Origin of the sequence: Kurthia sp. ISK08, from assembly GCF_046159805.1 — a bacterium.
Taxonomy (GTDB): domain Bacteria; phylum Bacillota; class Bacilli; order Bacillales_A; family Planococcaceae; genus Kurthia; species Kurthia gibsonii.
The window spans coordinates 387076-405649 of sequence record NZ_JBJXHL010000001.1; the positions used below are offsets into that span (position 1 = coordinate 387076).

At 35.5% G+C, this 18574-nt stretch carries 16 protein-coding genes and 1 other annotated feature; all 16 genes read right to left on the reverse strand.

From position 1 onward, the window contains the following. Window positions 1-160: 160 nt before the first annotated feature. The 16 genes from ileS to ACKVQX_RS01915 all read right to left on the reverse strand — a co-directional run bounded on the left by ileS (window position 161) and on the right by ACKVQX_RS01915 (window position 18521). Window positions 161-2932 carry an isoleucine--tRNA ligase gene (gene ileS / locus ACKVQX_RS01840; protein WP_068455060.1) on the reverse strand — a complete coding sequence of 924 codons (2772 nt, stop codon included), beginning with the start codon at window positions 2930-2932 and terminating at the stop codon, window positions 161-163. Between the two features lie 74 nt (window positions 2933-3006). After that, window positions 3007-3235 (reverse strand) — a binding site (T-box leader). Window positions 3236-3287: 52 nt separating this feature from the next. Continuing rightward, entirely contained in the window at window positions 3288-3797 is a 510-nt protein-coding gene (locus ACKVQX_RS01845) for a DivIVA domain-containing protein (protein WP_068455061.1), read from the reverse strand. 93 nt (window positions 3798-3890) lie between these two features. Then, the gene (locus ACKVQX_RS01850) at window positions 3891-4679 is read right to left on the reverse strand and encodes an RNA-binding protein (RefSeq protein WP_409135972.1); all 789 of its coding nucleotides are present in this window, start codon (window positions 4677-4679) and stop codon (window positions 3891-3893) included. An 83-nt stretch (window positions 4680-4762) separates the two neighbouring features. Then, on the reverse strand, window positions 4763-5023 hold the full coding sequence (locus ACKVQX_RS01855; RefSeq protein ID WP_068455063.1) for a YggT family protein: 261 nt from the start codon (window positions 5021-5023) through the stop codon (window positions 4763-4765). A gap of 12 nt (window positions 5024-5035) precedes the next feature. Continuing rightward, window positions 5036-5551: a cell division protein SepF gene (locus ACKVQX_RS01860; RefSeq protein WP_325921845.1), complete on the reverse strand. Its 516-nt coding sequence runs from the start codon at window positions 5549-5551 to the stop codon at window positions 5036-5038. 2 nt (window positions 5552-5553) lie between these two features. Further along, window positions 5554-6246: a YggS family pyridoxal phosphate-dependent enzyme gene (locus ACKVQX_RS01865; RefSeq protein WP_068455073.1), complete on the reverse strand. Its 693-nt coding sequence runs from the start codon at window positions 6244-6246 to the stop codon at window positions 5554-5556. A 169-nt stretch (window positions 6247-6415) separates the two neighbouring features. Continuing rightward, window positions 6416-7564, reverse strand: coding sequence for a cell division protein FtsZ (gene ftsZ / locus ACKVQX_RS01870; protein WP_068455074.1), 1149 nt, complete (start codon window positions 7562-7564; stop codon window positions 6416-6418). A 57-nt stretch (window positions 7565-7621) separates the two neighbouring features. After that, window positions 7622-8911, reverse strand: a complete 1290-nt coding sequence (gene ftsA, locus ACKVQX_RS01875) for a cell division protein FtsA (RefSeq protein WP_068455077.1) — start codon at window positions 8909-8911, stop codon at window positions 7622-7624. A gap of 313 nt (window positions 8912-9224) precedes the next feature. Next, complete coding sequence (locus ACKVQX_RS01880; RefSeq protein WP_068455081.1) at window positions 9225-9974, reverse strand: cell division protein FtsQ/DivIB; 750 nt, start codon at window positions 9972-9974, stop codon at window positions 9225-9227. 12 nt (window positions 9975-9986) lie between these two features. Continuing rightward, window positions 9987-11345 (reverse strand): UDP-N-acetylmuramoyl-L-alanine--D-glutamate ligase, encoded by a 1359-nt coding sequence (murD, locus tag ACKVQX_RS01885; RefSeq protein WP_343174673.1) that lies wholly within the window; start codon window positions 11343-11345, stop codon window positions 9987-9989. A gap of 1 nt (window position 11346) precedes the next feature. Further along, entirely contained in the window at window positions 11347-12318 is a 972-nt protein-coding gene (gene mraY / locus ACKVQX_RS01890; RefSeq protein WP_068455084.1) for a phospho-N-acetylmuramoyl-pentapeptide-transferase, read from the reverse strand. Between the two features lie 149 nt (window positions 12319-12467). After that, on the reverse strand, window positions 12468-14612 hold the full coding sequence (locus tag ACKVQX_RS01895) for a penicillin-binding protein (RefSeq protein ID WP_121175728.1): 2145 nt from the start codon (window positions 14610-14612) through the stop codon (window positions 12468-12470). A gap of 38 nt (window positions 14613-14650) precedes the next feature. Beyond that, the gene (locus ACKVQX_RS01900; RefSeq protein WP_068455094.1) at window positions 14651-15046 is read right to left on the reverse strand and encodes a cell division protein FtsL; all 396 of its coding nucleotides are present in this window, start codon (window positions 15044-15046) and stop codon (window positions 14651-14653) included. 18 nt (window positions 15047-15064) lie between these two features. Further along, window positions 15065-16003 carry a 16S rRNA (cytosine(1402)-N(4))-methyltransferase RsmH gene (rsmH, locus tag ACKVQX_RS01905; RefSeq protein ID WP_068455098.1) on the reverse strand — a complete coding sequence of 313 codons (939 nt, stop codon included), beginning with the start codon at window positions 16001-16003 and terminating at the stop codon, window positions 15065-15067. Between the two features lie 426 nt (window positions 16004-16429). Then, on the reverse strand, window positions 16430-18043 hold the full coding sequence (gene bshC, locus ACKVQX_RS01910; protein ID WP_068455100.1) for a bacillithiol biosynthesis cysteine-adding enzyme BshC: 1614 nt from the start codon (window positions 18041-18043) through the stop codon (window positions 16430-16432). Window positions 18044-18125: 82 nt separating this feature from the next. Next, window positions 18126-18521 carry a DUF3397 domain-containing protein gene (locus ACKVQX_RS01915; protein WP_285215951.1) on the reverse strand — a complete coding sequence of 132 codons (396 nt, stop codon included), beginning with the start codon at window positions 18519-18521 and terminating at the stop codon, window positions 18126-18128. Window positions 18522-18574 lie beyond the last annotated feature (53 nt).

Consider the following 18574-nt stretch of genomic DNA (forward strand, 5'->3'; position numbering starts at 1 on the left):
GTCTATACAATATGTTACTCATTTTACCATACCCATTCACTTTTTGAGAAATAACCGAAAGATTTTTTTATTCATGTTCTACTTCTTTCACGAATTGCACACAAAGAAAAACATCTTCCCAAACCGAATGAACGATTATAGGAAGATGTTTAAATTCTTATTATTCAGCTTCTACGTAATAAGCTTCTACTACTTCTGCACAATGTGCGCAAAGTGTTGGGTGTTGTTCATTAGAGCCAACTGTTTCTGAAATTGTCCAGCAACGCTCACATTTTTCACCTTCAGCTTTTTCTACTGTTACCGCAATACCATCTTGCTCTACAGCGCTATCAGGTGCTTCGCTTGTTAAGCCACCTACTACAAATTGAGAAACGATGCTTAATTGTGCAAAGTTAATTGTAGGGTCTTGTAGCAATGCTGTTGTTTGCTCATCACAATACACAGTTACTTTCGCTTCAAGTGATTTACCGATAACTTTATGGTTACGCGCTTGTTCAAGTGCTTTTAACACAACACTACGAATTTCCATAATACGTGACCATTTTTCATCTAATGTTTCGAAGTTGTCTTTTGAAACTGCATCTGGCATGTCTGTTAATTGAACAGAAGGTACATCTGTATCTTCTAAATATGACCACATTTCATCCGCTGTGTGTGGAATGATTGGTGATAATAGCTTTAGTAATGCATCTAATGTATCTGCAATAACAGATTGCATCGCACGACGAGCTGGTTGATCGTAACCTTCAATATAGACAACATCTTTCGCAAGATCTAAGTAGAATGAACTTAAATCAGATGAGATGAAGTTGTTCATCGCTTTATACACTGTTGCAAATTCATATGCATCATATGCTTCACGTACTGTTTTGATGAACTGTTGTAACTTCATGTACATGTATTGATCTACTTCACGTAAATCTTCATATGCTACATAGTCTGTTTCACGATTGAAGTCATGTAAGTTACCATGTAAGAATTTAAGCGTATTACGTACTTTACGATATACTTCTGAAACTTGTTTTAACATATCCATTGAGATACGAACGTCTGCTGTATAGTCAACAGAAGCAACCCATAGACGTAGGATATCTGCACCGTATTGGTTCATTACTTTAGATGGTGCGATAATGTTACCAAGTGATTTAGACATCTTACGACCATCACCATCTAGTACGAAACCATGTGATAATAAACCTTTATAAGGTGCGTGACCATTGATTGCAACAGATGTGATTAATGATGAGTTGAACCAACCACGATATTGGTCAGAACCCTCTAAATATAAATCAGCTGGGTAGCGTAATTCTGGACGCTCATCTAATACACCTTGGTGTGTTGAACCTGAGTCAAACCATACATCCATGATGTCATTTTCTTTTGTAAACTCACCATTTGGTGAACCCGGATGTGTGAAGCCTTCTGGTAATAATTCTTTTGCTGTTTTTTGGAACCAAATATTTGAACCGTGTTCACGGAATAAGTTTTGTACGTGTTCAATTGTTTCTTTTGTGATGATTTCTTCACCGTTCTCAGCATAGAATACAGGAATTGGAACACCCCATGTACGCTGACGAGAAATACACCAGTCACCACGATCACGAATCATATTGTACAGGCGTGTTTCACCCCATACAGGTGTGAAGTTTGTATCACGAATCGCCTGTAATAATTCGCCGCGGAAGCTTTCAATTGATGCAAACCATTGTGGTGTTGCACGGAAAATAACTGGTTTTTTTGTACGCCAGTCATGTGGGTACGAGTGCTCGAAGAATGTTTTGCTTAATAAAGCACCTACTTCTTCTAACTTATCACAGATTGGTCCATTTGCTTTTTCATAGAATAAACCAGCAAATTCGCCTGCATCTTCTGTCATCATACCTTTGTTATCAACGATTGATAATGTTTCAAGTCCATAACGTTTACCAACTTGATAGTCATCTTCACCATGACCTGTCGCTGTATGAACACAACCTGTACCAGCTTCTGCTGTTACGTGGTCACCTAACATTACTAATGATGTGCGGTCAAATAAAGGATGTTTCGCTGTTACGTTTTCTAAATCTGCACCTGAGATTTCACGATCAATCTCCACATTTTCAAAACCTAGTTTTTGTGCAACGTCCTCTAATAAATCTTTTGCTACGATATATTTTTGATTGTTTGCTTTCACTACAACATATGTGAATTCAGGATTTACAGAAATACCTAAGTTTGCCGGGATTGTCCATGGTGTTGTTGTCCAGATGATGAACTTTTCATCTTGGTTCACAACGCCTTTTCCATCTTCTACAGCAAATGCTACATAAATTGATGGTGATGTTACATTAGCATATTCGATTTCAGCTTCTGCTAATGCTGACTCACTTGAAGGTGACCAGTAAACAGGTTTTAATCCTTTATAGATATAACCTTTTTCAGCCATACGACCAAATACACCAATTTGACGAGCTTCAAACTCTGGTTTTAATGTGATATATGGATTTTCCCAATCACCACGAACACCAATACGACGGAATTGTTCACGTTGGTTATTTACTTGTTCATATGCATATTGCATACATAACTCACGGAATTCTGCTACCGACATTTTTTTACGGTCATGTCCTTTTTTAGTTAATGCTTGCTCAATTGGTAAACCATGCGTATCCCAACCAGGAACGTACGGTACAAAATAACCTGTCATTGAGCGGTGACGGTTAATCATATCTTTTAATACTTTGTTTAAAGCGTGACCCATGTGTAAATCGCCGTTCGCATACGGAGGTCCATCATGTAAGATAAATGGTGTACGATCTTTTGTACGTTCAAGAACAAGTTTATTAATATCCATCTCGTTCCATTTATCTTGGATTTTTGGTTCGTTGTTTGGTAAATTTCCACGCATCGGGAAATCTGTTTTTGGCATCAATAGTGTATTTTTATAATCCATATTGAAGTTCCTCCTCTAATTCATCTCATATTTTTCCTAGGAAATTTCCCATGAAATAAAAAAACTCCCCATCCCAAAGGGACGAGGAGGAGTATTCTCGCGGTACCACCCTAGTTGCAAACTAATTCTACTTAATTTGCCTCTTAGAACACAGTAACGGTGTGCGCCCGAGATTGCTTACTAAATCTGTTCAGCAATCTAGTTCAAGAGTGATTTTCTCTTATGATTACGTTGTCCGAGCTTACACTATCCTCGAATCGCTTTACTGCTCTCATAAAATACTGTCTCTATCAATACTTTTATACATATAATGCGATTATAAAAAAACGTTTCGCATTCGTCAAGTAGTACTCAACTATTCTTGTGGTAAATTTAAATGTTCTAGTTCTGATGTATCTGCTTCATATTCCATTAAATGATCCCAATCATCATTCTCGATTAAGTCCAATTGTGCTTCTACAATCATTTTAAAGCGATTGCGGAATACTTTTGATTGTTTTTTCAGTTCTTCAATTTCCATCGCAATACGACGCGCTTTTGAAAGTGCTTCGTTCACAATACGATCGGCATTTTTCTCTGCTTCTTTCACAATTAACTTCGCTTCTTTTTGTGAATTACGACGCACTTCTTCAGCCGCTTCTTGTGCCACAATAATTGACTTTTGAAGTGTATCTTCTAAAGAGTTATAATGACCAATTTGCTCATTCATCGATACCAGACGGTTTTCCAATTCCTTTTTTTCGTCTAAAATGACTTTCAAATCTTCCATAACTTGTTCTAAAAACTCATTAACCTCATCTTCATTATATCCACGAAACGCGCGGTTGAATTCCTTATTATGTATATCGATTGGTGATATTGGCATATTTTTCTCCCCTTTTTTCTGTCAATATAGATAGGTTTATTATACCCCTCATTAGGTATAACTTCATCTACTATTATCATTTTTTTATAATTTTTATCTTTTTCTTTCTAATTTCCCAAATACAATACGAATTTTATCTTTTTTTGTACGTCCTTCGATTGAACGAATCATAGAGCGACCAAACCCTCGAATTGAGATTAAATCTTGTTCTTCTAACTCCATCGTTCCTTGCTCTTGTTGCTGATGGTTCACTTTTACTTTTCCAGCTTGAATCAATTGCGATGCCTTTTGACGTGATATTTTATAAACAGATGCAATTACTGTATCTAAACGTAACGAAGATACCGTATCATATTGTTCCGTCCATTGATCTTGTGGCAAAAGATAATGAGCTTTTTCTGTCACTTCCATTAAATGAACCTTCGCTTTATGAATGGACTCTAAATTAACCATAATAAAGGATGCAAATGCTTTTTGTATAACAAATTGGATTTTTTCTCCATCTATTCTAATATCCCCAAACTTACCACGATCTAAACCTGTCGCCATTAATGCACCTAAAACATCACCGTGTTTTAATTGTAAGAATTTTGCGGGGTAACGTAATTCATATACCACTAACTCGAAATCATTCTTTTCTGGCTCAAAGTAATCTGGGTATAGCAGCACACGCTGTCTTTCTGCTTCTATAAAACCACCAGATGTTTGAATCTTTACATCACCATTGTGACCTACTAAAGATGTAATAATAGCAATTTGGCGTGGATCTAAAAAAGCGGTTAGTTTTGGTGTATATCGTAGTGCCACATCTGCAATCCATTCTTTCGCTTGAATAACAAAAGGCTGCTCATCTTCTCGAAAGTGTTGTAAAATTTCTTCCATGTTTTCACCTCAAAAAAGTGACCTTCTCTCAGTATAGTGACTTACGAACGATACTGTGAAAAGGTCACCCTTCAACATTCTATTTAATACATTAGATAAAACAATACTTTGATTACACCAAGTTGAATAAAATTCAGTGCGATGATTGCAACAATTGGTGAAATATCAATCATACCAATCGGTGGAATAATCTTTCTGAAAATTTCCAAATAAGGTTCAACAATCTTGCCAATCACTTGACCAAAAGTAGACCCTTGTAATGCCGGTAACCATGACATCAATACATAAGCAATAATGACATAAAAATAAATTTCAAACGCGATATTAATTACGTTTATTAACATGTAATATCTCCTCTAATCATCAAAATGATAATTTGAAATAGCCCCATCTACTTCAACATTATCAGGTGTGCATAAAAATATATTTGAACCGACTTGTTTAATATCGCCATTTAAAGCGAAAATGACACCACTTAGAAAATCAATCATACGACTTCCTTGTACTTTATCAATACGCTGTAAATTTACAACTGCTGCTCGTTTATTTTTTAAACAATCCCCGATATTTTCTACTTCTGTATAAGAAAATGGTTCGAATAAAATCACTTTTGATGTTTTTTGTGTAAAACTTACCACGTTATGAATCGAGCCTACTTGCTCATTTTCAATAACAGTTGGTACTGCTGTCGGCTTTTTTGACTTATTCGGACGTGGTCGATTTGGAATCGCCATTGCATTCTTTGATACTTCTTGAACAGGTGGTTGTGCTTCTGGTTGTTGTTTTGATTTTACTTGTGTCGATGTTGTTTCCTCTTCTTCATAGAACTCTTCATCATCTAGTCTAAAAAAGTTTTTAACGACATTTTTCATTTTCACTCCGAAACACTTCCTTCACTTCCAACTAAAGCCGTACCAATTCTCACAAAGGTTGCACCTTCTTCAATTGCAATTGCATAATCATTCGACATACCCATCGAAAGTTCTGAACATGGCGCATACGGGATTTGTAAATCTACGACTTGTTGTTGTAATTTTTTTAAACCCTTAAATGTGTAGCGAATAATTTCTTCGTCCTCTGTATTTGGTGCCATCGTCATTAAGCCTACAATTTGAATTTTAGAATACGCTGCTAAATCTTTAATAAATGGAATCGTTTCTTCTACACTTAAACCATGCTTAGCTTCTTCTTCTGAAACATTGACCTGTACGAAACACTTTACTACTTGATTTGCTCTTTTTTCAATTTCTTCTGCTAAGCTAAGACGATCTAATGAATGTAAATAATCAATTTGATTAATTACTTTACGCACTTTTCTAGTTTGTAAAGAACCAATATAATGCCAGATTGCTTGTTTACCAATTACTTCTTCTTTAGCAATCAATCCTTCAGGGCGATTTTCACCTAAATGTCGCAAACCATTGCTAATTGCTTCTTGCGCGCGTTCAATTGATACTTGTTTTGTAACTGCAATAATTTGAACATCCTCGGTATTACGCTGTGCTTTTTCAGCTGCGTCTATTATATGTTGTTGAATATTTTTTAGATTCTCTGTAATTGTTTTCATATTCTTCCCAACTTTTCAAAGTTACTTATAGTCTCATTGTATCAAGCATATAAAGAGATTTCAATGAATAGCACCCTACATGTCTACACTGTTATGTGCTTGTAATAAAAGCCAACAAATGTTAGTGTGCAACACTTGTTGGCTCAAAATGATACTCACCTATATTATTTTATCGGCGATTTTTACGATTTCTTAAGAATGCCGGGATTTCATACGTATCTTCAGACATCGTATTATTTGAAGTTGTTGCTGTCTCTTCTTGAACCGGTTGTTGTACTGGTTGAGGTGACTGTTGTACTTGTTGTGGGCGCGCAGTCTGATTCAGACCCGGACGCATCATTTGGCGTGGATCTGGCACAACAGCTGCTTCATTAAAATCTGTTGCAATAACTGTCACAACAATCTCATCTTTTAAGTCATCATTAATAACAGAACCGAAGATAATATTAACATCTTCGTCTGATGCAGACGCAACGATTGCTGCCGCTTCCTGTACTTCAAACAGACTTAAACTTGCTCCACCCGTAATATTCATTAGAACACCTTTTGCACCTGTAATTGATGTTTCAAGTAACGGACTTGAGATAGCTTTTTTCGCCGCTTCTACAGCGCGTGTTTCACCCGAGGCTACACCGATACCCATTAATGCTGAGCCCTTATTAGACATAATCGTTTTTACGTCTGCAAAGTCTAAGTTAATTAAACCTGGTACAGCGATTAAATCCGAAATACCTTGAACCCCTTGACGAAGTACATTATCAGCTTCACGGAATGCTTCAAGCATTGGTGTACTCTTATCAACAATTTCTAATAAGCGATCATTTGGAATAACGATTAATGTATCTACCGCTTCTTTCATTGCTTGTGTACCAGCTAATGCTTGTGATTGGCGTTTACGACCTTCGAATGTAAATGGACGTGTAACAACACCTACTGTTAAAGCGCCTAAATCGCGAGCGATTTGTGCAATAACAGGTGCCGCACCAGTACCTGTACCACCGCCCATTCCAGCAGTAACAAATACCATATCTGCTCCAGCTAATGCTTCTTCTAATTGTTCTTTACTTTCTTCCGCTGCTTTTTTACCAACTTCTGGGTTAGCTCCTGCACCTAATCCACGTGTTGATTTCGCACCGATTTGTAATTTTATTTCAGCACTTGATAGCTTTAATGCTTGTGCATCTGTATTAACAGCAATAAATTCTACACCTTGAACACCATGCTCAATCATACGATTTACAGCATTATTACCACCACCGCCAACACCAATTACTTTAATTACGGCTAGTGCATCATCATTTGTATCAAATTCTAACATGCCATTTCCTCCTCTTTTGCTTATCTTTGTAGAAATATTCAGTTCGTTTCTCTATCTTTACTCGATTAGATTATTTACAAGTCGCTTCAATTTACCAACAATACCTTCTTTAGGTGGTGCTTCTTCGTCATCATACTCTTTAGCTTTGCGTTCTTTACGTGGTTCTTCTTGTTCTGGAACCTCGATTGACATTTCTTCAGAGTAATCATTATAAAATTCACTATCTTTATAAGCATAACGAATCAAACTAACTGCTCCCGATAGCTCAGGGTCGCGCGCACCAATTTGAGTTGGTGTATATAATCGAACGCTTGATTGTAATTTCTCTGTTGCTAATTCTTGTAAGCCTTCTAACTTTGCCACACCACCAGTAATAACGACACCACCTGGTAAATCTTCTACTTGCTGTGCATATAGTTCGTCTAAAATTAAATCAAAAATTTCTTCTACACGAGCTCCAATAATCTCTGAAATAAATCGTTGGCTATACTGCTCTTTAGAATCTGTTCCAATGATTGGCACTGTAAACATTTCATGGTCAGAAGCTGTATCGTAAAACGCATGACCATAATCTTTTTTGATTTTCTCTGCTTGTTCCATTGATGTTTTTAAAATAATTGACAAATCTTTTGTAATATTTTCGCCACCAATTGGAATCATCGCAACATTCGTAAAGCGACTGTCTTTATAAACACCGATTGTTGTTGTATCTGCACCCATATCAATAAATAATGTGCCACGTGATTTTTCATCTTCTGTCAATGCATAATAACCTGATACATGTGGCTGTAAATAAATTTGTTGGATTTCAACTCCAGTTCTTTCTACACATCGTACGATATTATGTAAATACGTATCTGGAGATGTTGCAACTGTAGCATCCATCTCTAAACGAATTCCTAACATACCACGTGGGTCGCTAATCTCTGGCAAATTATCAACAATAAACTGCTCTGGAATAAGCTCCACTCTTGTATGACCATGTGCTCCTACCATTGACTCTGCAGATTCCATTACTCGATCTAAATCTTCATCTGTAATTTCACGATTATCGTTACTAATCGCAACGACACCTTTTACTTTCTGAAGTGCTACTTGATTTGCTGGAATACCTACTACAACTTTTTTAACGCTAATACCTAGCATGCGTTCGGCTTGGTTAATGGCTTTTCGAATCGATTGACCTGCTGCATCAATATCGACGATACTTCCTTTTTTAATTCCAGAAGATTTCTCTTTACCTACACCAATCATATGGATAGTTGTATGGTCTACAACTTCACCAATGATACATTTCACAGAACTTGAACCAATGTCTAATGAAACAAACAATTCTGACTGACTCAATGAATAGCACCTCCTATTATTTCTCTTTAGTTTATATTTTATTGTATATTGTTATATTTGTCTAAATAACTTTAGGATTTTTTACCACATTATTAGGATTTTTGTCGATTGAACAAACAAAAACAAATATGACTTAAACCCTAGCACTAACTTATGCTGAAGATTGTACTTTATATCTAACACATACATTAAGACAAAGCACCACTACTCTATACCCTAAAAAACTCTTTTATACACACTTATAGAAAAATAATTTTTAGGTTACTCATATTATTCCATAGATTTTTAAAAAAAGATATTCTGGATAGGTAGTCTATTTATATTCTAATTTAAAAGAATTATAATAGCCACCAATCTCCAAATGAATAACACCTTTTTTATTTTGATTTAATTGCGCAATAATTGAAGGATAGTACTTCATTTTTGATGCAATCTTTGGAATATCAATTCGCACTTCAAATCCATCATTCATATACATCTTTAATAATTCTGGATTTGATTTTGTAGGTGCTGGTTCGATTTGAGAAATCATTTGCAATAAATCTGGCGACAATTGCATTAATTGTTTCACTAGTTCTTTACGTTGCTTTTCATCATGTAAATTTAATAGAATAGGCAACTCATAACTTTTCGGTTTAATTCTACCGGGTAAGAGTTCACCGTTTTCAAGTACATAATATTGTGCATTACTCGTTCTTAGAATAGCTACTCGTCGATTCTCTTTTATTTTAATCGCTACGCTATTTAACCATTTTCTTTCGACTGTTACTTGTTTTACAAAATCTAGCTTTTCTAAATTTTGTACTACTTGATCTTTTTTAAATCCCCACAATGAATCTCCAACAGTTAATCCACTTTTTTCTATGTAATATTGATTTGTTTCAAAATGATTCCCTTTTATAGTTACTTTTGAAATATGACTTAATGGTGATTGCACATACACTAAAATAAGTAAGACAATGCCGAGAATAATGAATAGTGTGATTATATTACGTTTTTTCTGTTTTTTTCTTCGCTCAATAATCGCACTTTGATGCTCTTTTAATTCAATTATTTTTTGCATTGTCTCACTTCCTTAATTTACTTTTAATTTTTTTACCGCTTCAACAAAACGTTCGCCGCGATTTTCAAAACTTGGATACTGATCCCAACTCGCACATGAGGGAGATAATAAAATGGTATCTCCTTCTTCAGATAACGCGTATGCTTTTGGCACAGCATCTTCCATAATTTCAGCTGTTTCAATTACCGATACACCACAAGAGTTTGCAAATTCAGCAAATCGCTCTTTTGTTTCACCAGATACAACTACAGCCTTTACATTATTCATATATGGTCGTAGGGCTTCGAATGAATGTCCTCGATCTAGTCCGCCTGCTAGAAGAATGATTGGTGTATGGAAAGCTGAAAGGGCACTTTTTGTTGCTAATGTATTCGTTGCTTTGGAATCATTATAAAATTTCCGTCCATTATACATACCAACAAATTGTGTGCGATGCTCTACACCTGCAAAAGTTTGCAGCACGTGTGTTAATGCTTCTTTTGGACACGCCATTAAAATAGCTGTCGCTACTACACAAAGTACGTTCTCTAAATTATGTTTACCTGGTAATGCAATTACAGAGCGTTCTAAATAAGGTTCACCCATCCAATAAATCATTTCATCATCTGCACTAATACCATCTTTTAAAATACGGGTAGATGAAAATGGGATTTTTGTAGCTTTAGAAGCAACTACTTCATTTACAACAATCTCTTGATCTGCATTATAAATCAGGTAGTCACTTTCGTCTTGATTACGCGTTACATTAAATTTTGCTTTTGCATAGTCTTCCATCGTACCGTGGTAATCAATATGTGCTTCAAATAAATTTGTCCAAATAGCGATTTTCGGCTTAAATTGCTCTGTACCCATTAATTGGAAAGAAGATAATTCTGTTACAACCACTTCATCTTTTGTCGCTTCTGCTGTAACGCCACAAGCAACTGTACCAATATTCCCAGCAATTAATGGATGTAAATTGCCTTCTTTTAATACTTCAAATAATAAAGAAGTGGTTGTTGTTTTGCCATTTGAGCCCGTAATACCAATCATAGGCGCCTCACTTATACGATAAGCGAGCTCAACCTCTGTCCAAACAGGTAATTTGCGCATTAATGCATCTTCAATGATTGGGTTTGTATATGGGATACCTGGATTTTTAACAACTAATTCAAAACCATCATCAAGTAAGTCCTTTGGATGATGTCCACAAATAACTGTAATACCATGTTGTAATAATAATTGCGCATCTTGATTTTCTTCAAAAGGCTTTGCGTCATTTACTGTTACAAAAGCGCCTAACTTGTGAAGAAGTTTCGCAGCGGCTACCCCACTTTTAGCAAGGCCAAGTACAAGTACTTTTTTATCTTTCATCGATTCAATCATTTTCATGCTATAAAACCTCCGGCAGCACTGCAATTAACGCACAAATGATTCCGACAATCCAGAATGTCACAACAACACGTTGTTCTGACCAACCTGATAATTCAAAGTGATGATGAATTGGAGCCATTTTGAAAATACGTTTTTTACGAATTTTAAAACTTCCAACTTGTAACATAACAGAGGCTGTTTCGACTACAAATACTAACCCAATTAATAAAAGTAATAACTCTTGATGAGTTAAAATCGATACAATTCCAAGTGCACCACCAAGTGCCAGTGAACCTGTATCCCCCATAAATACTTTGGCAGGGTTTTTATTAAATATTAGGAATCCTAACAATGCTCCTGCCACTGCAAAAGAGAAAATCGATAAGTCTGTTTGGTCTTGTACATAAGCAATTACACCAAAAGCTGCAAAGGCTATTGCACCTGTACCTGCTACCAAACCATCTAATCCGTCTGTTAAATTCACAGCATTTGAGAATCCAACTAACCAAAATACCATAAATAAAATATAGAACGTACCAAAGTTTAATACGATTTCTGTATAAGGTACTGATAATTCATTTGCAAAGCCAGTTCCTTTTAATAAGAAATAGGCTAATACTGAAATAACGATTTGAGCGATTAACTTTTGAAGTGATGTTAAACCTAAGTTTCTTTTGAAAATAATTTTCAAACCATCATCTAAAAATCCAACGATACCAAAACCAAGTAGTACGATTAATAGCACAACAGATTGTACGGTAAATTCACCATAATAAATACTTACACCAAATGTTGAGATTACAATTGAAAATAGGAAGATAACGCCTCCCATGGTTGGTGTTCCTTGCTTCTTCATATGAGATTGCGGACCTTCTTCACGAATACTTTGTCCGAACTTCATACGTCTTAAAAACGGGATTGCTAATGGTCCAATAATTGCAGAGAATAAAAATCCTGCAAATAAAGTAATTAGCATGATTGAAATTGTCATTCTAATTCTCCTTTAATTACGTTTAAGTACATGTTCTATCATAGTAGTTTCACATTGAAATTTAAAGGTCAAATGGCTTAAAACCTTGTTTTTTTTCATGTGTTTTGCAGAATTCATTTGACAAAAAGTGATTCCTTTTAGCTTCTACATTATTTTGTTTTCTTATATTGCTCTTGAGGTGTCTTTAACTGAACTTTAATTTTTTGTTTTGGTTTTACTACAGTTCCTGCAGGCACGCTTTGTTTCTGTACATAACCACTTCCACTAATTTCGATGTTAAGACCACTTAGTTCTTTGAATGTGAGAAGATCTCGAAGTGACCACCCTTTAAAGTCTGGTAGCGTTACATCTCCATATGTTTTCAAGAATATTTTGTTACCTTTTAAAAGTGGCGTGTTTTTTTGTGGATATTGTTCTGCTACAGCTAAACCATCTCCAATAACAACCGGGACAAACCCTTCTTTTGTAATAGCTGATGTTGCTGTATTTGTTTCTTGTTGTACATAATCTGCTATTTTTACAGAATCAATTTTTTTCTGTTTCGTCGTACCAACATTTAAATATTTTAAGCTACTTTCCATAACTGCATTGAAAATTTTAGAAGTTGGCTCTGACCCCACTTCTGTTACCTTCAATTTTGGCTTCTTCACTGCTACATACATGACCAATTTCGGGTCTTTCGCAGGTGCCATACCTAAGAAAGAATATAAAAATTGATTTTTCCCCCATGAATAGCCTCCAGAGGAGTTAGCTACTTGTGCCGTCCCTGTCTTACCAGAAACTTCATAATCAGTACTTGCAAACTTCTGCGCTGTTCCTTTTTCTGAAGTTATAGTCGTCGCTAAGATACGTCTCACTTCTTTCGCTGTATCTGCAGATACAGGTGAGCTTTTTACTTTAGGCTTGTTTTCTTTCACAACTTTTTTTGTATTTGGATCTACAATTTTTTGAATAACATATGGTTGCATCATTTTACCGTCATTTGCAATCGCAGATACTGCTTGGATTAGTTGAATTGGTGTAACAGTCGAGCCTTGACCATACGTGGTCGTTACTTTATTAATTTTGTATTGATCTAAAATTTGACCAGTTGCCTCTTTCGGTAAATCAATTCCTGTTTTTTCGCCAAAACCAAATTTATGAATTGATTTAAGGAAATAGTCTTCACCAATTAAATTCAATAAATTAGCCATCCCTACATTCGAAGATCGTTGAATCCCCTCAAGATAACTAATACGCCCCCAACCAACTTGATTTGCATCACGAATAACACGATCTCCTACACGATACTGCCCTGACATGAAAGTTGCATTCTCGTTCCATACGCCCTTTTCAATTGCAGTTGCTAACGTAAATGTTTTCATTGTAGAACCAGGTTCAATTGTAATTTGCGTTAATTGATTTAACCAACTTGAGTTAATTCCTTCACCTGTTTGCGGATTATATGTTGGACGTTGAGTAGACGCTAAAATCTCACCCGTTTTAGGGTTTGCAACCACTGCTACAATTGATTCAGGTTTGTACTCTGCATCTACACGTGATACTTCATTGTCTAAAATACTTTGAATCGTTTGATCAATCGTTAAATAAATTTCATCCCCATCTTTTGCTGGTGTCACTAATTTATCAGTTCCAGGAAGTAAATACCCCCATCGATCAATTTCAAAGTTAGCAGTACCATCTTTTCCGGCTAACTCCTGATTGTACGTTTTTTCAAGACCTGCTTGTCCCACTTCTATGTACTTAAGTTTTTTCTCATCCCATACTTTTTGTGTAAAACCAATAATATTAGATGCAAAAACTCCTTTTGGATAATAGCGTTTCATTGTTTCTTCAAACTCAATGCCAGGTAACTTTTCTTTTTCAATCTGCTGTTTAATATCGTAAGGTAAATCACGTCCTGCAGATTTAAATTCAACTTGGTAAGGTGTTTCACCTTTTGCTGTTTTACGCATTAAAATATTCAATATTTCAGTTTCTTTTAAGTCTAAATAACGCGCTAAAACTTTTGCTGTTTTTTCTTTATCATGTACATGACGGTATTGTCCGTCCGGCATACCTTTAGATGCTTTAGGAGTAAGTACAGCAGTAACATTATAACTTACTACATTTGTCGCAATTACCGAACCATTACGGTCTAAAATCTCGCCTCGTTTTGCTTTTTGTACCGTTTCAATGTCATGACGATTTTTAGCTTCTGAAACTAAATCATGTCCATCAACTTTTCCAACTACTTGAATATAAAATACTCTCAAAAACATAAGCAAAAATAAGAAGCCAAAAATGACTAGCATTAAAAAGGCTCCTTTTCGTCCAAATCGTCTATTATTATTCATTCTTTTGTCACTGCCTTAACATTGTCAGAGTTTGGTGTTAAACCTAATTCCTTCGCTTTTTGTAAGAAATGTTCATATGTAGACTTTTTAGCGATTTTATTTTCAAGTACTTCATTTTCTTTTTGCAATGTTTTAATTTCTCGGTCAACTTCAACATTTTTAATCGTTGTTTGGCTAATTGAAGATTGCAAATTCAAACTAACTAATGATGTCGCAACAACAACGATAATCATCATCACTGTTAATATTTTTTCACCCTTCGTCCATTTTCGTCGTCGTGGTCGATGGCTCGGCTTCGGCGCCTGTTTTTGCGGTTGTTGTGGTTGAACTCTCGGTTGAACAGGTGCTGTCTGTGTATAATCTCTTTGTGGTCTAAACTGTGGTGCTGCCATCGTCTCACTCCTCATCTTTTATGATTTGATTTTTTCAATTACACGTAACTTTGCTGATCTCGAACGATTATTTACAGCAAGTTCTTCTTCAGTTGGAAGAATTGGCTTACGGTTTACTAGCTTGTATTTAGGTTGCAAGTGGTCTGGAATAATCGGTAGACCTGGTGGTAATTCTGGAACAGATGATACCTCTTTAAAAATTGTTTTTGTTAAACGATCTTCTAAAGAATGGAATGTAATAACACTTACACGTCCACCTACATCAATGACATCCAGTGCTTGTTGAAGTGATTCTTCCGCTGCACCTAATTCATCATTTACAGCAATTCGAATTGCTTGGAAAATTCGTTTCGCAGGGTGTCCACCTTTACGTCGTGCTGCTGCTGGAATACCTGCTTTAATTAATTCAACAAGTTGTCCTGTTGTTTCAATCGGTGATTTTTCACGTGCTTCTTCGATTTTACGTGCTACTTGTTTTGAGAACTTCTCTTCTCCATAACGATAAAAGATACGAACAAGTTCCGCATATGACCATTCATTCACTACTTCAAAGGCTGTTAGCGGAGCTGTTTGATCCATCCGCATATCAAGTGCTGCATCTTGATGATAACTAAATCCACGCTCTGCATTATCTAATTGTGGGGAAGATACACCCAAATCATACAAAACACCATCTACTTTTGAAATTCCTAAATTCGCAAGCTCTTGTTGTAAATAACGAAAATTAGAATGAACAAATGTTACACGGTCTATGTATGGCGCTAATTTTATTTTTGCATTTTCAATTGCTGTTGTATCTTGATCAAAACAAATCAAGCGTCCTTGTTCAGAAAGTTGTTGTACAAGGTATTCACTATGACCTGCTCCACCAAGTGTACAATCTACATAAATTCCATCCGGACGAACGTTCAATTCATCGACTGTTTCCTTTAATAATACTGTTGTGTGATTGAACATGTTCAAATCCTCCATATTTCTTAAATCTTTTATTTATTCGTAAACCCTTTAATTATATCGGTTTTTATTCAAATAATTTTATCATACACAAGTAAATAAAGTCCTATGTATGAAATTAATGTACCACATTCCTTGCTTTTCCACCACCATATACGGTAGTTTAACTAAATTTCACATCAACATGTAAATTTAGCATGGGTAAATCCAGTGTTATTCAGTTGTTTTTACATTTTTCTATTAATTTCTAGGAATATACTATACTCTTTTTCCTAAAAGTACAACTATACGCTTAAAAGTATTTTTAGTCCTTTAGACTCAACATTATTCCATCTAAAAGTTACACACTCATTATTTACCCATTTTTTTACATAACAAACATAAAAAAATAGGTTTTAGCATTTTTTTGTGCTAAAACCTACTTTACGCTTATAAATAAATAATTTGATGCAACTTAGATGTTTTTAGAGATAATGTGAATAAATCACGAATAAATAGTTCTCCATATTGATTTAAGTAAGGGAACGGCGTGTAAACACGTTCTTGGAATCCACCCATAGGAAGTAATTCCTGTTCCACTTGTTCAAAACGACGATAAGCAACATCATGTTTTAAACGGACATCTTTTTCAATTTGTTTCATTAAGAAGTCAAACTGTTCTTTATGAAAAGCAAGATTCTTTTTCACAACACGCTCTACATGTAAATCATGTTCTTCAATATGACGTTGAATTACTTCGTATTGTTCAGCTAGCAATTGCTTCGCACGTTCAATCGCTTCTTTCGCTTCACGATCGTATACTTTAGCATCAAATGCTTCTTTTTCCGAAGAAATGCCACCTGCAATTGCTTCTTTCGCAGTGAGACCGATTAATTCTAAATTAGAAGCTGTCTCTCTCGTTACATAAGTAAAGTTCATACGTGGCGTGAAGATTGGCACACGTAAGCCTAGTACTTCAAAACCGTCTTTCAAAGTAGCCCAGTATGCAAGCTCACCTGCACCGCCTACGAATGATAAAACAGGTAATACCATTTCTTGCATCATTGGACGCGTCACAACATTATTACTTAAACAGGCTTCTTCATCTACTAACTGCATTAATTGTTCTTTCGTAAAGCGAACATTAGCAGATTGATTCATAAAGTACCCATCATGTCGTGTTAATAAATAACGCTCTCCGTCACGTACATAGAATAGATTCGCTGCATTTTCTGTCGCACCAATCGGCGAACCGTATCCTGCTTCTTCTAAGTCTCTCTCACGCTTCGTCACAACTGTAGCAATCTCTGCCGCATGCTCAATTAAACGTTTAAAATAAGGCGCTTCATATTGACGAATTGCTGGGTCTGCAGCATCTAAATATAGTAACCCTTGCTCTTTAAATAAGTCATTCATTAATTTCACGAAGAAATCGGTATATGTATGACTTGTTTGAGCAACTTCTAAAACATATGCTAATAATTCTTTTGTATAAGCTGTTTCACCGAATTGCTTAAATAGCTGCTCAATCCATTCCTCTACCTCATCTAAACGAAGCTTCGTTGCAGAAGCCATCGTTTTAACACGACCTTCTTCTACATATGTGTGTTTTAATAAACGATTACCTGCTGCATAGAATGTATGGTTAATCTCATCTAAATCATGATCTTCTCCTGCCACCCAAAAAATCGGCACAACAGGTACACCTAATTGTTCGCGTTGTTCTTTCGCTAACAACAATACAGAGATTGCTTTATTAACCGAATAAAGTGGCCCTGTTAAAAGACCTGCTTGTTGGCCACCAACAACTGCTACTGCATCTTGTTCTAATTCTGTTAAATGTTGCTCGATTTTTTCAGATGTTGCAAATTTTTGCATATATTGACGCATCACACCGACTAATTCTTTTCGACGAATCGGGTGTTGCTTTAATTCTTGTAAACGCGCTTCAAAAGCGGATTGTTCATTTTTGAAATGAAAAAAACGACAAATTGCTTCTTGCTGATTTTGATAATCTTGAAGTAATTGGTTTGTATTTTCCACTTGTACTTGTTCCAATTTCATTATTACGTTCTCCTCTTCAAACAGTGAATATAAAAAGTATAGCACTATCTAGGTCGTTGTAGAAAAAAACTGCTCACTGTCTTTAAAATAATTCAACAGATTTTAAAATAGCATAGACGAGTAACATAATTAAATAGATACTTGATAATACTAAAAAAAGAATCCGCCAAAATTTTTTAAAGATTTTCGCTACTTGTACTTCTGGATTCTTGTACCATTTGCGAAGTACAATCACCATAAAAGTAAGCGTAACAAGAATCTGAATGAGAACACCTAAATCATAGCCATACAATGTTTGACAAAGTGCTTGAATTGAAAATAGTAATATACATGTTGTGACATCCATCGCTCGATGCATCGCATTTCCTTTTGTACGTTTGAATCTTTTCAATAAGAAAAAAAGAAAAAAGAACAATAGAAAAGGATAGAGTACGATGAGATGAAGGACGTTAAATAATACACTCACTTGATTACACATCCGTTCTGTTTATTCTTACATCAGTATAATAAGTGCATTTCTAGATTTCAATG